Origin of the sequence: Candidatus Planktophila versatilis (genome assembly GCF_002288265.1) — a bacterium.
GTDB lineage: Bacteria > Actinomycetota > Actinomycetes > Nanopelagicales > Nanopelagicaceae > Planktophila > Planktophila versatilis.
In genome coordinates, this window is record NZ_CP016778.1 from 803,279 (window position 1) to 817,531 (window position 14,253).

General features: G+C 48.9%; 15 protein-coding genes. 2 read left to right on the forward strand and 13 right to left on the reverse strand.

From position 1 onward, the window contains the following. Window positions 1-101: 101 nt before the first annotated feature. From ftsY to recG, 9 genes are all read right to left on the reverse strand, one after another. A complete protein-coding gene (gene ftsY / locus A1sIIB76_RS04090) occupies window positions 102-938 on the reverse strand; it encodes a signal recognition particle-docking protein FtsY (RefSeq protein ID WP_095697075.1) in 837 nt (278 codons plus the stop codon). A gap of 18 nt (window positions 939-956) precedes the next feature. Then, window positions 957-4,493, reverse strand: coding sequence for a chromosome segregation protein SMC (gene smc / locus A1sIIB76_RS04095; protein WP_223298750.1), 3,537 nt, complete (start codon window positions 4,491-4,493; stop codon window positions 957-959). A gap of 67 nt (window positions 4,494-4,560) precedes the next feature. Next, the gene (rnc, locus tag A1sIIB76_RS04100) at window positions 4,561-5,193 is read right to left on the reverse strand and encodes a ribonuclease III (RefSeq protein ID WP_236856100.1); all 633 of its coding nucleotides are present in this window, start codon (window positions 5,191-5,193) and stop codon (window positions 4,561-4,563) included. A 49-nt stretch (window positions 5,194-5,242) separates the two neighbouring features. Then, the gene (gene rpmF, locus A1sIIB76_RS04105) at window positions 5,243-5,416 is read right to left on the reverse strand and encodes a 50S ribosomal protein L32 (RefSeq protein ID WP_095674956.1); all 174 of its coding nucleotides are present in this window, start codon (window positions 5,414-5,416) and stop codon (window positions 5,243-5,245) included. 94 nt (window positions 5,417-5,510) lie between these two features. Then, window positions 5,511-6,080, reverse strand: a complete 570-nt coding sequence (locus A1sIIB76_RS04110; RefSeq protein ID WP_095697076.1) for a YceD family protein — start codon at window positions 6,078-6,080, stop codon at window positions 5,511-5,513. Between the two features lie 21 nt (window positions 6,081-6,101). After that, the gene (locus A1sIIB76_RS04115; protein ID WP_223298751.1) at window positions 6,102-6,590 is read right to left on the reverse strand and encodes an ATP synthase subunit B family protein; all 489 of its coding nucleotides are present in this window, start codon (window positions 6,588-6,590) and stop codon (window positions 6,102-6,104) included. Next, window positions 6,587-7,069 (reverse strand): pantetheine-phosphate adenylyltransferase, encoded by a 483-nt coding sequence (coaD, locus tag A1sIIB76_RS04120; RefSeq protein ID WP_095674958.1) that lies wholly within the window; start codon window positions 7,067-7,069, stop codon window positions 6,587-6,589. The genes A1sIIB76_RS04115 and coaD overlap by 4 nt, the downstream gene beginning before the upstream one ends. A 29-nt stretch (window positions 7,070-7,098) precedes the next feature. Further along, window positions 7,099-7,686: a 16S rRNA (guanine(966)-N(2))-methyltransferase RsmD gene (rsmD, locus tag A1sIIB76_RS04125; protein WP_095684821.1), complete on the reverse strand. Its 588-nt coding sequence runs from the start codon at window positions 7,684-7,686 to the stop codon at window positions 7,099-7,101. A gap of 2 nt (window positions 7,687-7,688) precedes the next feature. After that, entirely contained in the window at window positions 7,689-9,854 is a 2,166-nt protein-coding gene (gene recG / locus A1sIIB76_RS04130; protein ID WP_095697077.1) for an ATP-dependent DNA helicase RecG, read from the reverse strand. A gap of 151 nt (window positions 9,855-10,005) precedes the next feature. Here recG and rpmB point away from each other — a divergent pair, with 151 nt between their 5' ends. Then, a complete protein-coding gene (gene rpmB / locus A1sIIB76_RS04135; protein WP_095674961.1) occupies window positions 10,006-10,191 on the forward strand; it encodes a 50S ribosomal protein L28 in 186 nt (61 codons plus the stop codon). A gap of 6 nt (window positions 10,192-10,197) precedes the next feature. Here the strand turns inward: rpmB and thiL are convergent, their stop codons facing one another. Continuing rightward, on the reverse strand, window positions 10,198-11,112 hold the full coding sequence (gene thiL / locus A1sIIB76_RS04140; RefSeq protein WP_095697078.1) for a thiamine-phosphate kinase: 915 nt from the start codon (window positions 11,110-11,112) through the stop codon (window positions 10,198-10,200). A gap of 53 nt (window positions 11,113-11,165) precedes the next feature. Between thiL and A1sIIB76_RS04145 the strand changes: the two genes are divergently transcribed. Beyond that, window positions 11,166-11,399: an Lrp/AsnC family transcriptional regulator gene (locus A1sIIB76_RS04145; RefSeq protein WP_095697079.1), complete on the forward strand. Its 234-nt coding sequence runs from the start codon at window positions 11,166-11,168 to the stop codon at window positions 11,397-11,399. Here A1sIIB76_RS04145 and A1sIIB76_RS04150 read toward each other — a convergent pair. The 3 genes from A1sIIB76_RS04150 to A1sIIB76_RS04160 are packed head-to-tail and all read right to left on the reverse strand — an operon-like array spanning window position 11,396 to window position 14,237. After that, window positions 11,396-12,463: a D-alanine--D-alanine ligase family protein gene (locus tag A1sIIB76_RS04150; protein ID WP_095697080.1), complete on the reverse strand. Its 1,068-nt coding sequence runs from the start codon at window positions 12,461-12,463 to the stop codon at window positions 11,396-11,398. The genes A1sIIB76_RS04145 and A1sIIB76_RS04150 overlap by 4 nt on opposite strands. Beyond that, window positions 12,460-13,461, reverse strand: coding sequence for an NAD(P)H-dependent glycerol-3-phosphate dehydrogenase (locus A1sIIB76_RS04155; protein WP_095697081.1), 1,002 nt, complete (start codon window positions 13,459-13,461; stop codon window positions 12,460-12,462). The genes A1sIIB76_RS04150 and A1sIIB76_RS04155 overlap by 4 nt, the downstream gene beginning before the upstream one ends. Then, window positions 13,458-14,237: a lysophospholipid acyltransferase family protein gene (locus A1sIIB76_RS04160; protein WP_095684826.1), complete on the reverse strand. Its 780-nt coding sequence runs from the start codon at window positions 14,235-14,237 to the stop codon at window positions 13,458-13,460. Before A1sIIB76_RS04160 ends, A1sIIB76_RS04155 begins: the two co-directional genes overlap by 4 nt. Window positions 14,238-14,253 lie beyond the last annotated feature (16 nt).

A 14,253-nucleotide genomic window follows, 5' to 3' on the forward strand; every position in this document is an offset into this window, starting at 1 on the left:
CTCGTCGTTGAGATGGCGCAAAGATGCCTACGGCGCATTACAGGAGATGGATTTGCAGGTTAAGGGTGTGTCACAAATGCACCCCAATTGTTACAAGTGGGTTACGCGAGCAAGCCCTCTAGGTACTTCTCGGCATCAAAGGGGGTGAAATCCGTGGCGGCTTCCCCAGTTCCGATGAACTTAATGGGTATATCCAGAGCGCTCTCAATGGCCAGGGCTACCCCACCGCGCGCACTTCCATCGAGCTTGGTCAGAATCAGTCCGGTGACATCAACAGCTTCGCTAAATACTTTTGCCTGCGTAAGACCGTTCTGCCCGGTGGTCGCATCAATGACCAGGAGAACTTCAGAGATCGGTGTGACCTTTTCTACAACTCGCTTTACCTTGCCAAGTTCATCCATGAGCGCACTCTTATTATGAAGTCGACCTGCGGTATCTATTAAGAGAAAATCGGCACCTACTTCTAGAGCGCGTTTAGCGCTATCAAATGCGACCGATGCCGGCTCGGCTCCTTCTTTTCCTGAAATAGTTTCAATACCGATGCGTTCACCCCATGTTGTTAGTTGCTCAACAGCTGCGGCGCGAAAAGTATCGGCTGCCCCAAGGAGTACGGACTTTCCTTGCGAATGTAGATGTGTTGCTAGCTTTGCAACCGAGGTGGTTTTGCCCGTGCCATTAACGCCGACAATAACAACTATCTGAAGGCCATCTCCAGTGGCTAGCGCGCGAGACTTGCCAGAAAATTTACTTCGCAGAATCTCTTTAATCGCACCTTCTGCATCATCTCCGCGCATCTTCTTCGCGGCCACCAACAACTCTGTGACAAGTGATGGGCCTAAATCTGATGAGAGTAGCTCGGTCTCAATCTCCGACCAATCGAGTGCTGATGCTGTGGAAATTCCACGAACTTTGGCTACTAAACGATTAAAAAGACCCATCGTTAACCGACTAACAGATTACGCGGTTTCAGATTCACGTAAACGCTGTGAGATCACTTCAGTCACACCATCTCCGCGCATTGTCACGCCATAGAGGGCATCAGCTATCTCCATAGTGCGCTTCTGGTGGGTGATGATGATCAACTGTGAACTTTGGCGTAGCTCTTCCAGGATTGTGAGCAGGCGACCTAAGTTCACATCATCGAGTGCGGCCTCTACTTCATCGAGCACATAGAACGGACTTGGTCGAGATTTAAAGATAGCAATCAACATGGCGATTGCAGTAAGTGACTTCTCGCCTCCCGATAAAAGTGAGAGACGCTTGACTCGCTTACCTGGCGGACGCGCTTCCACATCGACTCCAGTATTGAGTAAATCATCCGGGTTAGTCAGGAAGAGTCGACCATCGCCACCTGGAAATAGTCGGGCAAAAATATCTTTAAAGTGTTCAGCCACTTCTTCATAAGCCTGCATAAATATGTCTTGCACGCGATCATCAACTTCCTTGATGATATCCAGCAGATCTTTCTTAGTGTTCTTTAGATCTTCTAGCTGCTCAGCAAGAAACTTAAGACGTTCTTCCAGGGCGTTATATTCTTCAAGAGCTAGCGGATTAATCTTGCCTAGTAGTGTGAGCGAACGTTCAGTTGCAGCGAGTCGCTTCTCCTGCTGATCACGGCGGTATGGAATCAGTTCGGTTGCAACAATTTCACCTGACTCAGTTTCGATAAATGTAGGTACATCCTTATCGGGACCATATTCATTTATCAGAGTTGGGATATCGATTCCAAGTTCCTCAACTGCCTTGATCTCAAGTGCTTCTACTCGCATGCGTTGTTCTGCGCGCGCTATCTCATCACGATGAACACTCGAAGTGAGTTGGTCGAGTTCAGATGTCAGTTCGCGATTTCGTGCGCGTACAGTCAGCGTTTCACCTTCTCGATCAGAACGGTTTGTCTCTAGCCGGGAACGTTCAGTCTGTGCTTTTGCAATAGAACGTTCAATTTTAATGAGAACTTCATAGGCCGCTTCAGCGATTGCTTGAGAAATAATGGCACCTCTAGCTCTGGCTCCACGTCGCGATACCGCGCGTTCAGAGGCATCGCGTTCTGCTTGCGCTGATTCTTCTAGTGCTAACGCACGCGCTGAGATTGATGTAACTCGCTCTTCGGCTGTGCGCACTGCAAGACGTGCTTCAACTTCAGTTGTTCGAGCCTGTGAGACAGAGTTGCGAATCTCCTCCACACTTGAGTGATCCGGCTCGGTTATCTCACCATGTTGCTGCATTTGCGTGCGAGCAATAACTAGTTCATTCTCATCACGAGACTTAGCAGAAGTCGCTTCATTGATTGCAACTGTGAGGCGATCTACTTCAGCCCCGGCCGATTTAATGTTCTGGCCTGAAACCGCTAATTGCTCGGTAAGCGCTGCAATACGAGCATCTGATTCGTTGAGTTTAGCTAGTGCTGAGTCAAAACTAGATTGCTTATTTTCTACCTCAGTTACTGCAGTTGAAATTTCAAATTTCAAACGGTCACTCTTATGGTTGATATCTTCTAACTTTGCACCCAGGTCGGCAACAAGTGCGGAGATTTCAATGAGTGAACGAGAAGAGGCGGAGCCTCCTCGTGCGCGGTGTGATGAAAATACATCACCATCACGAGTAACCACAGTGACTGACTTGTGTTGACGCAAAATGCCTTCGGCTTCAGATGGGTTATCGGCCACAACTGTTGTTGATAGAAGTGATGTTAAGAGTTCAGAAATTTGGTTTGAGCGAACGTGGCCAAGAAGAGAGGTGAGGCCACTAGGGGTAGAAGTCGCAGATTGTTGGCCAGATTCATAGACCAGCACATCTGCTTGCCCGAGATTTTCACGGCGAAGTGTTGTCAGAGCGCTCACTGCAGAAGAAAGATCTTTTACAACTACTGCATCTGCCAGTCCCCCGAGTGCGGCAGCCGTTGCAGCTTCCCATCCTTTATCAATTTCAATGAGAGAAGCGATACTTCCCAGAATCTGCACGCCACGTGAATCGCGTACCAATTCTGCAGCCCCATCGCGTGATTGCGAAGTAATACGAATCGCTTCCAGCTTTGATTCGAGGGCATTTCGCTCACGATCAGCTGCTCGCTCGGCATCAATGAGTTCTTCGTGAGATTTCTTCGCGGCATCAAGTGCGCTCTTTGCGACTTCAAATTCAGAATCGAGGCCTTGTTCTCCGGCATCGGCGTTACCGATTTCCATTTCAAATCTAGCGTAATCAACCTTTGCAATATCTAACCGAGATTGTGCTTCTGTGCGTGCAGCCTGGACACGTGAAATTTCTTCTGTGATTGCATCTAGTCGTGCCGCCAGAGATTTGATATGTCCTTCTTGACGCGCCGTACCTTCGCGTTGATCAGCAATTGCGCGCATCGCCGCAGCAATGGTGTCTTCCTCGGACTTGAGCGCTGCCTCGGCAGTGCCCAAGAGAGTTGTTGCTTGTGTGAGTGCGCTCTGCGCCTGAACAACTTCTGCACGCAGTCGAGACTCTTCAATGCGCAGCGCTGCAGCTTCTTGGTCTAGAGCTTGCGGATCGCGCCCAGCATTACGAGCTTCCTCTGCTTCTTCGGCTAAGAATCGTGAACGTTCTTGCGCAAGTGATTGCGTGCCTCTAAATTTTTCACGCAGCGCACTTAATGAATAGAAATTCTCTTGTGCACTAATTAATAGCGGGCTCTCAATAGCTGAGGTGGCATCAAGTTCTTCTTCTCGGCGACGAACTCTGTCGAGTTCTGTCTCAACTAGAGCACGGCGTTCGCGTAGGGCATTCTCATCTGCAACTTCTGCATCGAGGGTCTTTGACATTGCAATGTAATCATCTGCCAGCAATCGCAGCTTTGCATCACGGAGGTCTGCCTGGATGGTGGCTGCCTTCTTGGCGACCTCTGCCTGTTTGCCAAGCGGACGAAGTTGACGCCTGAGTTCAACGGTGAGGTCATTAACGCGCGCAAGATTTGCTTGCATGGAGTCAAGCTTGCGAATCGCTTTCTCTTTACGTTTACGATGTTTAAGAACACCGGCAGCTTCTTCAATAAATCCTCGTCGCTCTTCCGGTGTTGCCAACAAAATTGCATCCAGTTGGCCTTGCCCAACGATGACGTGCATTTCACGGCCAATACCGGAATCACTTAATAGCTCTTGAATATCGAGAAGTCGTGATGCTTCACCGTTGATCTGGTATTCACTCTGTCCATTGCGAAAGAGGATGCGAGAAATAGTTACTTCGGTGTATTCAATCGGTAGCGCGCCATCGGTGTTATCGATAGTGACTGCAACTTCAGCGCGACCAAGCGGCGCTCGGCCAGATGTTCCGGCGAAGATAACGTCTTCCATCTTTCCACCACGCAGAGATTTTGCGCCCTGCTCGCCCATCACCCATGTGAGTGCATCAACGACGTTAGATTTTCCAGAGCCGTTAGGTCCGACCACGCAGGTGATCCCGGGTTCGAGTCGAAGAGTGGTGGCAGAGGCAAAGGATTTAAACCCTTTAAGTGTCAGACTCTTCAAATACACGCGGTAAACCTACCGGTGTGTGCGCCTTTGGTATAAAAGCGACTCGGGTCAAGTTGAACTTGAGGGTTTAAGGCTCGAGTAGAGAAAGAATTTCCAAAGCGGTGCGGGCTGCTGATTGTTCTGCCTCGCGCTTACTTTTTCCACTTCCTTCTGCAATCGCAGCACCAGCAACTAGTGCAACTGCAGTAAAACTCTTATCGTGATCTGGACCTGTTTCACTGACTTGATATTCAGGAGATCCCTTGCCTTGCGCGGCTAATAACTCTTGCAGCGCGGTCTTTCCATCAAGTCCGGCGCCTTTCGACATTGCACTATCGAGGGTCTCTTTAATCAATTGGCGAACCACGGTAGTTGATTTTTCAAATCCACATTCAAGATAAATAGCGCCAATTAAGGCTTCTAGTGCATCAGCAAGAAGAGAGTTTTTATCTCTGCCATTTGTGACTTCTTCGCCTTTGCCCAAACGGATATATTTTCCGAGTTCGAGAGTTCGCGCGATATCTGCAAGTGCGCGCATATTGACTATGCCTGAACGCAGTGGAGATAAACGACTTTCATCAAGATCTGGATATTTAACATAGAGCTCTTCGGTGACGATCAGGCCTAAAACAGAGTCACCTAAAAATTCCAGGCGCTCATTGGTCGTTGATATTCCAGTTTCATAAGCAAAGGAACGGTGGGTAAAGGCTAACTCAAGCAGTTCTGGAGAAAGTTCGATCCCTAATTGCTTAAGAAGGTTTGAGTACAGATCAGACCTCTAGAACCTGACGGCGGTTATATGTGCCGCATGTTGGGCAAGCAACGTGGTTGAGCTTTGGTTGCTGGCACTGTGGGCAAGTTGAAAGAGCCGCTGCAGTTGTCTTCCACATGCTTCGACGGGAACGTGTCTTTGAACGAGACATTTTTCGCTTTGGTACTGGCACGGTAATCTTCCTTAATCTTGATGGCTACTTGATTGCTGCAAATCTAGATCTGCTAGCTGGTGTTGCGATAGGGCTAAGTATCGCCCATATCTGCTTAATTGCCAAAATCCAGGCTTCCAAGACCCGACCAGCGAGCATCGATGACTTCATGGGCATGGTCCTCTGGAAGGGATTCCCACTTTTCCCCGCAATCAGGACATAAGCCCAGGCACTCTTCGGAGCAGAGCGGGTTCACCGGCAGAGTGAGAATAATTGCATCGATGATGGGAATCTCAAGGTTCATGAGGTCCCCCTCCATCTGCAACTCTTCAACATCTTCTAAATCAATATCTTCTTCTACGCGCTTTTTCTTGCGTCCTTTTTCATTTGTAGGCTCGTATCGATAAAGCTCTTGAATTTTTCGGTCGATGACAACTTCAACTGGGTCTAAGCAGCGAATACATTCGCCATGCGCCACGGCATAGATTTCAGCGCTGAGAAGAACTCCTTCAGTCACTGATTCAAGCCGGGCGTCAACTTCAATGACATCGCCTTCTGGAACTGCAATCAGCGGCACTCCAATACGCGCATTGGCCGCAATATCAAGTTGATATTCCTTCATCTCTCCGGCACGACGAGCAAGCTCGTAAGTATTGAGCATGAAAGGTTCGGTATTTCTATACATCTAAATCAGTCCTCTTGCTAACTAGCGATCAGTGTTTAGCTGAGATAAAACGTCGTTATCGCCCGCACCTTCAAGTCGTTCGCGTCCACGAGCAACTGCATCGAGAGTCTTATTAAGAATGACTTCTAGGGTGGCAAGGCGAGCGTCAATATATGCCTCGACCTCACGTCGCTCATCTTCGGCTATTGCGCGAGCATCATCGAGAATTCTCTGGGCCTCATCGCGCGCTGCCTGCACAATTGAAGTTTGCTCAATCATTCGTGAGACATCTTCACGTGTCGTTGCAATCATCGCTTCAGCGCTATTTCGACCCTCATCAATAATTCGATCACGATCTTGCAAGATGGCTTCGGCACTTAAGAAATCAACTGGGAGAAAGTCACGGGCACTCTGCAAAATTTCCAACATCTCCCCACGATGGACAACACAGGAGGCAGAAAGTGGCACACCACGTGCCTCTTCAATCATCGCAATCGCGGTATTAAGTTTCTCGATTGAATCCATTGTCATTCTGATGCTCCTACTCGTGCTTTGAGTGCTTGATGAACATTTTCCGGAACCATGGTTGACACATCTCCGCCAAAGTGAGCAAGCTCCTTAACAATTGATGACGATAAGAATGAATGAGTTGGCGAAGTTGCCATAAACATGGTCTCCACACCCGAAGCTTGGGTGTGCACTTGAGCCATCTGTAACTCATAATCAAAATCTGTGACTGCGCGCAAGCCCTTAACGATTGCCTGCACCTTGTTTGCCTTGCAGTATTCAACGAGGAGTCCGTCCCCAGAGTCAACACGGACATTCTTAAACTTTGCAACATTTTGCTGAATCATCTGCATCCGCTCTTCAATAGTGAAGAGCGCTGCTTTCTTACGGTTCACAAAGACGGTCACGATTACTTCATCAAATTGATGGCTGGCGCGCTCGATAATATCTAAATGCCCAAAGGTGATGGGATCAAATGACCCGGGACAAACGGCGCGTCTCATAGTGCAAACGCTAGCAATGATTCGAGTTGTTATCCATTTTGCGCATCTACAGGCGTGGGAGAACCATAGAAAATAGTTGCTTGGCCGTAATTCTTTTCACGCACTTGCTCCAGACCATCGGGCCAGGAAATCTCACGCACTCTGCTATTTCTCTCCACTGCAATCAGTGCCTGTGGATGTAAGAAGCCACCAGAGACAAGCTGGATCAGGGTTTCAATCACATCAAGGTCATCGAGGTCATAGGGAGGATCTACATATACGAAGTGATATTGCAGCTGTGCCTTATCTTGCAAGAATCGATTTACGCCCATGGTGTAGAGATGAAACATTCCAGAGCACTGTGCGCTCTTGATATTCTCATAGTTCTTCTCAATCGCTTGAGCTGCGTGCTCATCCTTTTCTACTGCGTGAACAACCGATGCTCCTCGAGAGAGCGCCTCTAGTGCAATCGCACCGGTACCAGCGTATAAATCGAGAACTTGCAATCCATCAAAGTCTCCAAATTCAGATGCCAGCGTTGAGAAGAGCGCTTCGCGCGCACGATCAGATGTAGGGCGTGTGGCAGATGCAACGGCATCGATGTTTCGCCCTTTTGCGCGACCGGCAATGATTCTCATGGTTAAGCCTTATCTATAAATTCAGCAGTGGCATCTGCTTGTATCTGGGCAAGTTCAGCTTCAAGAAGTGGATGCTCCTTGATATCTCCATCGAGAATTCTAGATGCATCTTCACGTGCCTGCTCAATCATTGATTCATCACGCAGGACGCGTAGTAATCGCAGATGTGATCGTGATCCAGATTGACTGGCACCTAATACATCTCCCTCACGTCTTTGCTCTAAGTCAATGCGCGAAAGTTCAAATCCGTCGGTGGTGCCAGCAACTGCTTCTAATCGCTCACGTGCTGGAGTTTGAGCAAGTGCTGATGTCACAAGCAGACATAGTCCAGGTGAAGTGCCTCGACCCACGCGACCACGCAATTGGTGAAGTTGTGACACTCCAAATCGATCGGCATCCATGATGACCATCACTGTGGCATTGGGAATATCCACACCTACTTCAATAACAGTCGTTGAAATTAGAACATCAATTTCTTTATTGCTAAATGCTTTCATGGTGGCATCTTTAAGTTCGGCAGCCTGTTTCCCGTGCAAGGGCGCAACACGAAGTCCTTGTAGGGCGCCCCCGGAAAGAAGTGGGCCGAGGTCTTCAACTGATGCGAGCGTGGATGAACTTTCTCCCATCAGAAAATCAATATCAGCATCTTCTGATGTGCCGGCTGCGATGCGAGGTGCGACAACGTAGGCCTGATGCCCTTGTGATACTTCTTCGCGAATTCGCTCCCACGCACGTTCCAGGAAGCCGGGTTTTTCTAACACTGGAATGACATGAGTCGTAATCGGCTGTCGCCCAAGTGGAAGTTCGCGCAGAGTTGATACATCGAGATCTCCGAATACCGTCATGGCAACTGTGCGTGGGATTGGTGTTGCAGTCATGACCAATAAATGTGGCGGCGTGACTGCTTTGCCTTTAAGCGCATCGCGTTGTTCAACACCGAAACGATGCTGTTCATCGACGACAATCAAACCTAGATCTTTAAACTCAACGCTTTGCCCAAGAAGTGCATGAGTGCCAATCACAATTCCGGCCGCACCTGATGCTGCCTGCGCTAGCGCCTCTTTGCGAGCTGCCGCGTTCTGTGAACCGGTGATGAGAGTGACATGAGTTGCTTTCTCTGACCCACCCAACATTCCACTATGAGCAAGCGGGCCAAGTAGGGTTTGAATGGTGCGCAGATGTTGCGCAGCTAAGACTTCAGTGGGTGCAAGCAGCGCCGCCTGTCCCCCGTTATCAATGACAGTCAGCATCGCTCGCAGCGCAACAATTGTCTTTCCTGAACCTACTTCACCTTGCAGCAGCCGGTTCATCGGATGCGGCTGCGCTAAATCATTCTCAATCTCTGCCGAAACCGCGCGCTGTCCCGCGGTAAGTTCAAAGGGTAGAGCTGAATCAAATTCTTTCAGGAGTCCATCTGCTGTGACGGCTCGCGCAACTGCATCGAGGCCTTTAAGTTCTTTCCGTCGTGTAAGTAGTAACAATTGAAGCAAGAACGCTTCATCGTAGGTAAGTCGCTCTCGTGCCTTCTCTGCGCTATCGAGATCTACCGGATTGTGTAGTTGCACTAGTGCTTGGTGCAGTGTGGGGTATCCATACTTTTCACGTATTAATTCGGGTAAGAAATCCGGAACTTCATCGAGTGCGCCTATTGCTAATTCAATACATTGAGCAATTTTCCAAGACGGCATCTTTGAACTTGCTGGATACATAGGCAGGTACTTGCCCGCAAAACCTTCCACCGCGGCATCGACATCATTGCCATCGGCAATCAGCTCATAATCAGGATGAGCAAGCTGACGTTTGCCGTTAAAGACTCCCACCTTGCCAGCAAAGAGTCCTTGCTTACCAATCTTTAAATCTTTCTCACGCCATGCTTGGTTAAAGAAGGTGAGCGATAACTTCGCACTTCCATCAGTAACGATGACTTCAAGAATGTTGCCTTTTCTTCCCTGCAGCCGCCGGTTACTGGCGCTAAATACTTCAGCCAGAATAGTTACCTCATCGCCCTCATTAAGCTCTGAAATATCTGAAAGTTCCCCGCGCACTAAATAGCGACGCGGGTAGTGATGAAGTAAATCCCCAACCGTGAGATAGCCGTATAAATCTCGCAGTACCTTTGTTGTGCGATCACCCAATACTCCAACTAGTTTCGAGTCCAGGGTTGCCATGGCGACATTCTCTCGCCTCGGTTGCAATCCGCCTTGATTTAAGAGCGTGTGCTTTGAGCATAAATTTCATCGGATTCGCCCAAAGCCGCCCCTCTTGCTACCCTTACGCCCTGTTCGATTACGAGCGTTTAATCTAGAAGGAGAACCACCCATGGCATCTTCATGCGACATCTGTGGCAAGGGACCAAGCTTTGGCAATAACGTTTCACACTCACAGGTGAAGACACGTCGCCGTTGGAATCCAAATATTCAGCGCGTAAAGACTTTAGTAGGCGGATCATCAAAGCGTCAGAACGTTTGCACTTCATGCCTTAAAGCCGGCAAAGTCACACGCTAAATTCTTTTAATTGAAATGGCTCCAGGAAACTGGGGCCTTTTTCATTTCTATCCCCGAAATTCCAGAACCTGACATAACTCTTCCTACGCGCACTCCGGGTAAGTCTTTACCGGTTGCAAGAAATACATGATCTTCTCCCCCGCCTAAGACCCAATCCCACACATCACAGCCGCTATCAATTGCTAGTTTTTGTAGCTCTGCAAACTCTTCTATCTCTTGAAAGAACTCAGTCTCAAAGTGCAGGCACACACCTGATGCCGCAGCCAATTGCTGGGCCTGAATCAGAAGTGAATCACTGATGTCACAAAGCGCGCTTGCCTGAGAAAAATCCAATTCGTAATCAAGTGTGGGAGCAGAAAATTCTGAAATCGCTTTTGTGGCAATTGCTCCTGCAGGTGGCTTCTCTTTCGAGAGCAGTGCAAGACCTGCAGCAGACCAGCCAGTAAGTGAGGAGATAAAGATGTCATCACCAGCGCGGGCACCGCTTCGAAGTATGGGCGCATCACAGCGACCCACTGCCGTCATAGCAATCGTTATCACCGATGAGCGAGCAATATCTCCACCAACAATCAATGCTCCCGCACGATCTGCCTCAGCTTTCATGCCACGAGCAAGTTGTTCAATCCAAGTTAAATCTTCGGTGCCCGTCAGGGTCACTGCAGCAACTAAGTAATCACAGGTAGCACCCATAGCCAGAACGTCGGCAACATTAGCTGCGGTAATTTTGCGCCCGATATCAAAGGGTGATGACCAGTCGGTTCGAAAATGCACCCCTGCAACAGCAACGTCGGTTGTGATTACTTGACGCTCTGCGCCCTGAACGACAGCAGCGTCATCACCAATTCCGACTAGCAGACGGGGGTCAGTGGTTGCAAAAACTTCCTTAAGTACGGAGATCACATCCGCTTCACTAAACCCCATAGCCATAAGCCTATGACATGAGATAACGTTAGGGCGAAGCGAAAGGAACTCAAATGTCTATACAGGCTTATATCTTGATTCAAACTGAGGTAGGCAAGGCCTCATCCGTTGCTAATGCCATCAAGTCAATCCCAGGAGTTTCACTCGCTGAAGGCGTTACTGGTCCATACGATGTCATCATGCGCGCAGAGTCGCCATCGATGGAAGATTTCGGACGCGCAATTCTCTCGAAGGTTCAAGCGGTTCCAGGTATTACTCGCACACTTACTTGTCCCGTAACTAATTAATTACCCAGCACCCCATTGGTGCGCTTTTGCGCTCCCTCTAATAAATGCGTAATAACTTCGGAATACCCAATTCCCGTTGCAGCCCACATCTTTGGAAATACCGAAGTCGCCGTAAATCCAGGCATCGTATTGAGCTCATTAATAATCACTTCACCTTTTTCGCTCAGGAAGAAATCCACTCTGGCAAGGCCAGAACAGCCAAGTGCTAAAAATGCTTTGATTGCAGAGTTACGGATCTTTTCTGCAATTGCGCTATCTATAGGTGCTGGAAGTTCTATCGAGGTTGCACCATCTAAGTACTTTGCTTCAAAGTCATAGAACTCAAATCTAGAATCGATATGAATCATTCCGGCAACCGAGGCTTGCGGAGCATCATCAATTTCTAGGACAGCGCATTCAATCTCAGAGCCAACTATCGCCTTTTCCACCATTGCTTTCGAGTCAAAGCGGTGGGCTTCGGCAACTGCAGCTGGTAACTGGTCGGCGCTCTTTACCTTTGTTGTCCCGCGCGAAGATCCACCACGTGCCGGCTTAACAAATACTGGATAACCCAGACCTGCAATCTCTTTCGTAATGGCAGCCGCACTAGATTTCCAGGCACCTTCTTTAACGACTATTCCCGGAACAGTTGCAATGTCGTGGGAAGCAAATATTGGCTTGGCAAATGATTTATCCATCGCCACAGCCGATGCAAGAACTCCGGAACCCACATACGGCATATCTGCCATCTCAAGCAGTCCTTGAATAGTTCCATCCTCACCATATGGACCGTGCAATAACGGAAATACGATATCTATCTTCAAATCTTTTCCACCACTAGAAAATCCGGCAACATCGACAACAACTGCTGGAGCGTTCTGTGGAACAGATGGAAGAACACCATTAACGATTGCCATGGTGTGATCTTCTGGAATCAAAACCCATGAGCCTTCTTTGGTAATTCCAATCAGAATGGGTTCATAGGCTGTGCGATCAATGGCGGCAAGGACTCCCCCGGCAGAGATACACGAGATTTCATGCTCACTACTACGTCCACCACAAATAATTGCTACGCGCTGTGTCATCGGATGAAGTTTTCAGCTTTGGTGGTTATCTCCATCAATCTTTGTAACGCTGCTTCTGGAGTGAGTTTTTCACTCACAATGTCAGCTACTGCTTCAATTACGGGAACTTCGATACCCACGCGATGGGCAATTTCAAGTACCGCACTCGATGATGCAACGCCTTCGACAGTTTTCACCATCTGTGCGCGGGCAGCGCTCATAGAACCTGTGCGACCAATGACTTCACCAAAGGTTCTATTGCGCGAAAGTGGCGAGCCGCAACTGGCAACAAGATCTCCCATGCCTGCTAAGCCGGCGGCAGATAACGGATCAGAGCCGTGGGCTGCACATAATCGTGCGACTTCATTAAGCCCGCGGGTAATTAACATCGCTTGGGTATTTTCGCCAAAGCCCATGCCAATTGATAGCCCAACCGCTAGTGCGATAACACTCTTAATGGCGCCAGCAAGTTCGCAGCCCATGACATCAGTTGATGTATAGACACGATAATAGGGAGTGCGAAATAACTCTCTAATCTGATCAGCTAGCACTTGCGACGTTGCCGCAGCAACAGCGCCGGCGGGCTGACGAAGCACAAGTTCATCGGCCAAGTTAGGTCCGGTAATGATTGCAATCTTATGCACACCGAGAACGTCTTCAATAACCTCGGTCATACGCATTTGAGTGGATATTTCAATTCCTTTGAGGGTACTCACAATGGTGCAGTCCGATGGAAAGCGAGCCTTCCAATCTTCCAGTGTTGCCCGGATCTCTTGCGCAGGGATTGCAAGTACATACATCTGCGAGAACGCGAATGCATCGTCCAGACTGGTAGTCGCAATGATGTCATCGGGCAGTATGTGGCTACCTAAATACTTCACATTGGTATGAGCGGTGGAGATTTCTGTGATGACAGATTCACTGCGACCCCAAAGGAGTACTTCATTTCCCGCATCACTTAAGACCTGCGCCATGGTTGAACCCCAGGCGCCGGCACCGAAAACAGTTACTTTGCTCATGCTCTCTTCTTCTTAAAGTTACCTATCCGTGGAAGATCTGATGTGTGCGGGTCAAAGATTACTTCAGGTCGCTTCTCACCACGAATATCCTCGAGCAGGACGGTAATTTCTCGCATGATTTTAGCTGTTGCTTCAATCAGCGCCTGGGGGTCCTCGTGCTTTCCTTTCCAAGGCGAGAGATCGACCGGCTTGCCAGCTCTAATGACAATTGTCTTGCGCGGAAAGAGTTTTACTCGCTTTGTGTAATTCGGAACGACAAGTTGTGAGCCCCACTGCGCAATCGGGATGACGGGCGTATCTGTTTCTAGCGCAAGGCGCGCGCACCCCGTCTTGGCAATCATGGGCCACATCTGCCCATCTCGGGTAAGAGTTCCTTCCGGATAAACACCGAGCATATGTCCGGACTCCAGCAGAATCTTTGCATGATCGACTGCATTCTTAGCATCGATAGTTTCTCGCTCCACCGGAATCTGACCAGATGCTAAAAGAATTTTGCCAACCACGGGAACTCGAAAAACCCCAACCTTGCCAAGATATCGAGGGGCTCTGCCATTTCGAAAAAGAAAGTGCGTGAAGACCAGGACATCGAGATAGGACATGTGATTGCTTGCGACGATGACTCTGCCCTGGGCTGGAATATTCTGCGCCCCTTTCCAATCTCTGCTCATAAAGAGATTGAAAATTGGAATCAAAATAGCTGCAAAGACTTTATAGGTGAGATTTGTGCCTAGTGGAAAACCACGTGGCGGTTCATAAGAAAGCTTGAACTCTGCCATGTTCGCTATGGTAACG

Excerpts from the sequence above, each read along its gene's own strand:
- ftsY (WP_095697075.1), bottom strand. The coding sequence starts at position 938 with ATGGGTCTTTTTAATCGTTTAGTAGCCAAAGTTCGTGGAATTTCCACA.
- A1sIIB76_RS04110 (WP_095697076.1), bottom strand. The coding sequence starts at position 6,080 with ATGTATAGAAATACCGAACCTTTCATGCTCAATACTTACGAGCTTGCT.
- A1sIIB76_RS04115 (WP_223298751.1), bottom strand. The coding sequence starts at position 6,590 with ATGACAATGGATTCAATCGAGAAACTTAATACCGCGATTGCGATGATT.
- coaD (WP_095674958.1), bottom strand. The coding sequence starts at position 7,069 with ATGAGACGCGCCGTTTGTCCCGGGTCATTTGATCCCATCACCTTTGGG.
- rsmD (WP_095684821.1), bottom strand. The coding sequence starts at position 7,686 with ATGAGAATCATTGCCGGTCGCGCAAAAGGGCGAAACATCGATGCCGTT.
- recG (WP_095697077.1), bottom strand. The coding sequence starts at position 9,854 with ATGGCAACCCTGGACTCGAAACTAGTTGGAGTATTGGGTGATCGCACA.
- rpmB (WP_095674961.1), top strand. The coding sequence starts at position 10,006 with ATGGCATCTTCATGCGACATCTGTGGCAAGGGACCAAGCTTTGGCAAT.
- thiL (WP_095697078.1), bottom strand. The coding sequence starts at position 11,112 with ATGGGGTTTAGTGAAGCGGATGTGATCTCCGTACTTAAGGAAGTTTTT.
- A1sIIB76_RS04145 (WP_095697079.1), top strand. The coding sequence starts at position 11,166 with ATGTCTATACAGGCTTATATCTTGATTCAAACTGAGGTAGGCAAGGCC.
- A1sIIB76_RS04150 (WP_095697080.1), bottom strand. The coding sequence starts at position 12,463 with ATGACACAGCGCGTAGCAATTATTTGTGGTGGACGTAGTAGTGAGCAT.
- A1sIIB76_RS04155 (WP_095697081.1), bottom strand. The coding sequence starts at position 13,461 with ATGAGCAAAGTAACTGTTTTCGGTGCCGGCGCCTGGGGTTCAACCATG.
- A1sIIB76_RS04160 (WP_095684826.1), bottom strand. The coding sequence starts at position 14,237 with ATGGCAGAGTTCAAGCTTTCTTATGAACCGCCACGTGGTTTTCCACTA.